Genomic DNA, 6,360 nt, shown 5'->3' on the forward strand with positions numbered 1-6,360 from the left:
GCGAGGATGCGTTCACCCTCGCGCGCCTTCACGACCGACACCTCGGCTTCGCTCAGGGTGTCGGGCGCTTTTTCATCCGCTACCTCAATAATCTGAAACTTGAGGTAGGGTGTTAGCCGCTTGGCATATTCGGCGATGCCGGCGGTTAAATATTTTTCTTTCAGTCTGCCTACGCCGATGATCTGTACAAGCATATCCAGCCTCCATTGCAAGTTATGTTTTGCCATTTCATTCATGGTTTGCGGCGACCGAGCAGCTGTCGATAGGGCCTGTTATTCGTGTTCGTACCCATACCAATCTTCGCCCTCATACCGCTTACGTTCTCCATGACTCTCCGCGCCTTTATTTAGAACAACGCCTCCCGGATTCTCAAAGTATGCTCCAGTCCCTTGTTAGCCGTTGTTTTTTGCAATATCAGGTCTTTGACGTTCGAACTTTCCGGGTATAATAAACACAAAAGGACGTGCAGCACGTCCTCCGTTCACCGTCTTTTTCCAATTCCAAGCTCACCAGGAAGCAGCCGGGCGGCTTCTCAATTACACCACCAAAAACTCCCCGTTCTTCTCGCATTCCGCGCATTTGGCGGGCGGGTCCCAGTCGGAGAATTCCGTATCTTTCAGATCCACGATGTCGGGCGCATCCTCATACTCATCAACGAACATGTCGATGGCCAGCTCCAGATGTTCTTTGCATACGACGTACATTTCCTGCAAGCATTCCTTTCCCTGTGCCTCTGTAGGCGTAATACTCCTCTTACAGTTCTACCACAATTCCGGCGAAAAAGAAATCCAAATCACCCGCAAGAGCAGCCTGCGGCAGCCGTGCTTTTACAGATCTGCCTCGGCCCTCACACTCAAGAGGAAACGCCGGGCGGCGTCCCTTAGAGATGCAAGTGTGTATCGTGCAGAAATACAGGCAGCAATACACGCATAGAGCTTATATACCCTTATAATTCCAGTAATGATGCATTATCTCGCCGCCGATCCGCGCTGCGCCGCATACCCCGGCCGGTCCAGCTCATACAATCTGCGGTAGCGGGGCTCGGAAGCCAACAGCTCGGCGTGGGTGCCGCGCATTTCGACTCTGCCATTCTCCATAAAAATCACTTCGTCCATCCGCTCCGCGCCGACCAGGTGATGCGTGACCCAGATCAGCGTCTTGCCCTCCATTGCGGCAAAAATCGTCGACAGCAGCTCCCGCTCCGTACGCGGATCGAGGCCCACTGTCGGCTCGTCGAGCAGAACGACCGGCGTGTTCTGAAGTAGAATACGCGCCAGGGCGATCCGCTGGCGCTCCCCGCCGGAGAAACGCTGGCCCGCTTCGCGTACCCGCGTGTCATAGCCTGCGGGCAGCGCGGCGATCAGGTCGCCCAGCTTCGCCAAGGCGCCCGCCCGCGCGATTTGCTCCTCCGAAGCCTCCGGGTCGCCAAGGCGAATGTTGTTCGCCACCGTCGTGTCGAACAGATGCGGACGCTGGTTCAGCACGGAGATGATCGACGGAATCCGGTCGCCGTAAGAAGCGGCATCCCGTCCGTTGATCTTCACAGCTCCTGCGGTGGGAGCAAGCGCCCCCTGGATCAGCTTCAGCAGCGTCGATTTGCCGGCCCCGCTGCGGCCGATGATCGCGATTTTCTTCCCTTGGGGAATGTCCAGCGTCAAATCGCGAACCGACCACTCCGCTTCCTTGGCATAGCGGTAGCCCACACCGCGAATCAAGATATGCGCCAACTGCCGGGAAGTGACCGCCGCATCCGGCAGACCCGGTGGGGTGTCATCACCTCCAGACCGATCTGATTCTCCCCCATCCGGCATGGCACCTCCATTTGTCCCACCCGTCGCTTTCTCAGTCAGCCCTTCCGCCACACCCGCCAGCCGCTCCAGCGAATTGCGGTACTGCGGGATTTTCTCGATAGCCTCAGATACCGGGAGGAAAGCGTCGGCCACCGGAAAGACCACCAGTACGAAGGCGGCAATCAATGTGCCGGGAATCGCTCCCTCAGCAAATTCGCCCCCGGCCCACCAGATCATGGACAAGACGCCCAGGCCGATCACCGACTGGCCCAGGAACATGCGGATTCGCGCCCAGCGCCGCAGCGCGGCATCCGTGCGGGCAACCGCCTGCTCATCCGCCTCATACGTTTCGACGAACTGGCCCTGCCGTCCGCTGATCATCCAGTCGCTCATGCCGAGCACGGCGTCCGTCAGCTTCTGATACAGCCGGTTGCGGGCCTGCTTGATCTCGCGCTGACGTTTTTGCGTCACGAGCAGCGAAACAAGCGGCAGCACAGCGACCAGCACCAGAATGTACAGGCCGACCAGCAGCGCGAACCGCACATCGAACGTGCCAATGGCGATGACCGCCGCCGCGTAGATGATCAGGGAAATGACGGCGGGGAATACGGTGCGCAGGTAGACATTTTGCAAATATTCAATATCGTCGGCCAGCATGCCGAGAATATCGCCCGTACGGAAGCGCGAGGACAGGAATAACGCCTGCGGCTCCAGGATGCGGTATAGCCGCTGGCGCATTTGGGACAAAATCCGCAGAATCGTGTCATGCCCGACCAGCCGCTCCACATAGTGAATAACCGCCCGGCTGGTGCCGAACGCGCGGACGCCGACAATCGGGACATAGATCATGAGAATGTTCTCCGGCGGGATGGAGGCTTTGGAAATCAGAAAGCCGGACGTGTACATCAGGGATGAAGCCGAGAATACGGTCAGCGCGCCCAGCAGAACAATCAGCAGGAAACGCCAGAAGTAGGACGACACATAGGGTGCAAACCAGCCTTCCCGTTTCAATGAATCCCCTCCAGTTGCGCTTCTACAAGCTCGTAATAGGTTCCTTTGCGTTCAAGCAGCTCCTGATGGGTGCCCACTTCGGCAACCCTACCCTGCTTCATAACAATAATGTGGTCCATATCCGCCATCCAGTGCAGACGGTGCGTCGCCAGAAAGACGAGCTTGTCCTCGAACAGCGGCAGCATCGTTTCCTTCAATTCATACTCCGTCTCGATATCCAGATGTGCCGTCGGTTCGTCCAGCAGCATGATCGGACGGCTGCTGAGGAGCGCCCGCGCCAGCGCGACCCGCTGCTCTTGACCGCCACTTAAAGAGCGTCCGCCTCCGCCAATTCTTTCATCCAAACCGCCAGGCAGCGAAGCGGTAAGCGGCGACAGCCCGGCAGCAGCGACGGCTCTGGAGACGTCATCCAGCGAAGCCTCCGGGTAGTAGAACCGGACATTATCCGCCAGCGTCCCGCTGAAAATGTACGGCCGCTGCGGAATATATGATGTCTGGCGCCGCCAGGCATCGTCGGTCAGCGAACTTACCTTGCAGCCGTTAACCGTGATACTCCCCCCGCCCGGATGCAGGAACCCGGCCAGCACATCAATCAGCGTCGATTTGCCCGCGCCGCTTTCGCCGATGATGCCGATTTTGCCGGTTCCGGTGAACTCCAGACGGATCTCCTCCAGCGAGGAAGGGCCGCCTTCTTCATGCCGTACGCTGATGCCTTGGAGAGACAGCGTGCTGCTGTTATTCCAGGCAAATACGGACTCCGGCAATGCCGAAGCGCTCTCCGCTGCCGACTTTCCGCCCCCGGAAGCACTCCTGTCCGGTGTACCCGCCGAAGCGTGCGCCCCCACCTGTTTCCGGCGGCCTTCCGGCCGCGCCTCATCTCCTCCCGAGGTCTCCGGAGAAGATAACGCCGCATTCTCCAGCGCAACCGCTTTAAGCGGTTCACGGTCGATAATGCTCTTCATCGCTTCGCCCGCCTCCTTGCCGTCAAGCGTGGCGTGAAAGTCGGCGCCAACGAGCCGCACCGGCAGGAAATATTCCGGCGCCAGAATGAGGATCGTAAGTCCCGTAACCAGCGTCATGTCGCCGTTCACGAGCCGCAGGCCCAGGCTGACGGCCACGGAAGCAACGGACAGCATGGTGAAGAAATCAAGCGCGAACGATGACAGAAATGCCACCCGCAGCGTGCGCATCGTTGCCGAACGGTAGCGGTCGCTCACCTCGGCGATGGCCTGGCTGTGGTCCTTGCTGCGCCCGAGAAACTTCAGCGTCTCAAGCCCCCGCAGCGAGTCCACGAAATGGTTGGACAGCGTCCGGTACGATTCCAGCTGCCGGTCCATCTGCTTACGGGCCGTCATGCCAATCAGAATCATGAACACAATGATAATCGGCATCGTTAACGTCAGAATAATGCCGCTCATACGGTCCTGCGTATACACATAAACGAGCAGCAGAACAGGCGTTACCGACATTGCGACCATACGCGGAATAATCAGCTCCAGGTAGGTGCGGAACTTGGTCACTCCCTCCAGAACGAGCGTCACCAGGGTTCCGGTTCCTTGATCCCCGGCCATTCTCGGCCCCAGCCGGAACAGCCTGTCCATCATCTTGCGCCGCATGGCGCTCCCCGTCTTCTCGGCGAACCGGTACGAGACGCTGCTCATCAGCAGTCCGCAGGCATGCCGCGCCAGAAACGCAAGAAGGAACAATAGCGCAGTGCCCCATTGTTCCTTCAGCGGCTCCCCCGCGAACAGCGCGGAGATCACTTCCGCCAGCGATTTAGCCAGCAGCAGGATGGACAAGCTTTGCACCAGGGTAAGGAAGCCCACCGCCAGAAAGACCGGCCTCACTCCTTTATACCCAAGCAAATTTCTATCCATTAATATTCAAGAGTCTCCTTGTCGCTAAGCCGTTTATGGAAGATGAAATAGCTCCAGATCTGATAGCCGAGCACGAACGGCAGCAGAGTCAGCGCCACAATCGTCATCACTTTAAGCGAATAATGGCCCGATGCGGCGTTCGTAATCGTCAGGTTGTAAGCTTCGCCAAGCGAGCTGACCATCACCCGGGGGAACAAGCCCGCGAAGACGGAGATTACCGACAGACCCAGCACCGCGCCAGTCATGCCGAACGCCCAGCCGTCGCGCTTCTGCTTGCTGAAGTAACCCGCCAGCACGAAGGCGACCAGCCCCAGCGCCGCAATAGCCCAGAGCAGCGCGCCGCGCACTTCGAAAATATCCGTCTGGAAGTAAGTCATGATAACAAAAGCCAGCAGCAGCACGCCCGTCGGCAGCAGCAGTGCCCGCGCCCGTCTGCGCGCCCGTTCCTGCAACTCTCCGAAGGTGCGCAGCGCCGTGAACAGCAAGCCGTGAACATTGCACATCAGGACGACGGCAAGACCGGCGAGCACCGTATAGACATTGACGATGTCACCGAAGAAAGCCGCATGCATCTGCTTGTCTCCGTCAATCGGCAGACCTTTGATGAAGCTCGCGAACACAACGGCAAGCAGGAAAGGCGGCAGGAAGCTGCCGATCAGGATGGACAAATCCCAGGTCTTTCTCCATCCGGCCGTTTGCGCCTTGCCTCTGTACTCGAAGGCGACCCCGCGCAGGATCAGACCGAACAGAGCGAAGACAAACGGCACATAGAATCCGCTGAACAGCGTCGCGTACCATTCGGGGAAGGCCGCGAACATCGCCCCCGCCCCGGTAAGCAGCCATACCTCGTTCGCATCCCAGAATGGACCGATCGAGTTAATCATAACCCGGCGCTGCCTTTCATCCTTCGGAAGCAATTGAGACTGCATGCCCACCCCGAAGTCGAAGCCTTCCAGAAAGAAGAAGCCGACGAAGAGAACCGCAATCAGCACAAACCAAAGTTCATTAAGTGAGAGCATGGTGTCCCTCCTTCTTGGAATAAGGGTCCGTCGAATGTGATTCTTCTTCGATAGCGTACGGGCCTTTTTTGATAACCTTGATGAACAGATAGATCAGCACAATAAAGAGCGCTGCATATATACCGTTAAACGTGATTAGCGAGAACAATACCCGACCCGCCGTAATATTGGGCGAAATACTATTTTCCGTTGTCATCAGACCGAATACCGTCCATGGCTGACGCCCGAACTCCGTCATAAGCCAGCCGGTGGTATTAGCGATCGGCGGCAGCAGAAGTCCCGACAAGCAGATGCGCATAAATCCGGTGTTCGGCTGATCGAGCTTCTTGCGCCACATCAGATACACTGCCCACAGCGAAATGAAGATCATAGCCGTGCCTGCTGCGATCATAATCCGGAAGCTCCAGAAGGTGGTTCGTACAGGCGGTATGTAATTGCCCGGACCGTACTTCTGTTCATATTCCGCCTGCAGCTCGTTCATCCCTTTGACCTCACCGGAGAACTTGCTGTAGGAGAGATAACTGAGCAGATACGGAATCTTCAGTTCATGAGTGCTCGTCTTGTTCGTAGGATCAATATTGGCGAATACCGTCCAAGGCGCCGGATCGCCGCTCTTGCCCCACAAGCCTTCCGAGGCGGCCATCTTCATCGGCTGGGGGTTTA

6 protein-coding genes are annotated in these 6,360 nt (G+C 57.8%); all 6 read right to left on the bottom strand.

Features of this window, described 5'->3' with window-relative positions; genetic code table 11:
* A partial coding sequence (locus L692_RS0103220; RefSeq protein ID WP_025697153.1) for a 23S rRNA (pseudouridine(1915)-N(3))-methyltransferase RlmH occupies positions 1-194 on the bottom strand: 194 nt, incomplete at its 3' end.
* Positions 195-536: 342 nt separating this feature from the next.
* Complete coding sequence (locus tag L692_RS31000; RefSeq protein WP_084463061.1) at positions 537-704, bottom strand: CxxH/CxxC protein; 168 nt, start codon at positions 702-704, stop codon at positions 537-539.
* Between the two features lie 264 nt (positions 705-968).
* Positions 969-2,801: a thiol reductant ABC exporter subunit CydC gene (cydC, locus tag L692_RS0103230; protein WP_025697154.1), complete on the bottom strand. Its 1,833-nt coding sequence runs from the start codon at positions 2,799-2,801 to the stop codon at positions 969-971.
* Positions 2,798-4,678 carry a thiol reductant ABC exporter subunit CydD gene (gene cydD, locus L692_RS0103235; RefSeq protein ID WP_025697156.1) on the bottom strand — a complete coding sequence of 627 codons (1,881 nt, stop codon included), beginning with the start codon at positions 4,676-4,678 and terminating at the stop codon, positions 2,798-2,800. The genes cydC and cydD overlap by 4 nt, the downstream gene beginning before the upstream one ends.
* Positions 4,678-5,697: a cytochrome d ubiquinol oxidase subunit II gene (gene cydB, locus L692_RS0103240; RefSeq protein WP_025697158.1), complete on the bottom strand. Its 1,020-nt coding sequence runs from the start codon at positions 5,695-5,697 to the stop codon at positions 4,678-4,680. Before cydB ends, cydD begins: the two co-directional genes overlap by 1 nt.
* Positions 5,684-6,360, bottom strand: a 677-nt coding sequence (locus tag L692_RS0103245; RefSeq protein ID WP_036721726.1) for a cytochrome ubiquinol oxidase subunit I, incomplete at its 5' end; no start/stop codon positions are given. The genes cydB and L692_RS0103245, both read right to left, overlap by 14 nt.

Source organism: Paenibacillus forsythiae T98 (genome assembly GCF_000520735.1).
In the GTDB taxonomy this organism is placed as follows: domain Bacteria; phylum Bacillota; class Bacilli; order Paenibacillales; family Paenibacillaceae; genus Paenibacillus_AQ; species Paenibacillus_AQ forsythiae.

Excerpts from the sequence above, each read along its gene's own strand:
- L692_RS31000 (WP_084463061.1), bottom strand. The coding sequence starts at position 704 with ATGTACGTCGTATGCAAAGAACATCTGGAGCTGGCCATCGACATGTTC.
- cydD (WP_025697156.1), bottom strand. The coding sequence starts at position 4,678 with ATGGATAGAAATTTGCTTGGGTATAAAGGAGTGAGGCCGGTCTTTCTG.
- cydB (WP_025697158.1), bottom strand. The coding sequence starts at position 5,697 with ATGCTCTCACTTAATGAACTTTGGTTTGTGCTGATTGCGGTTCTCTTC.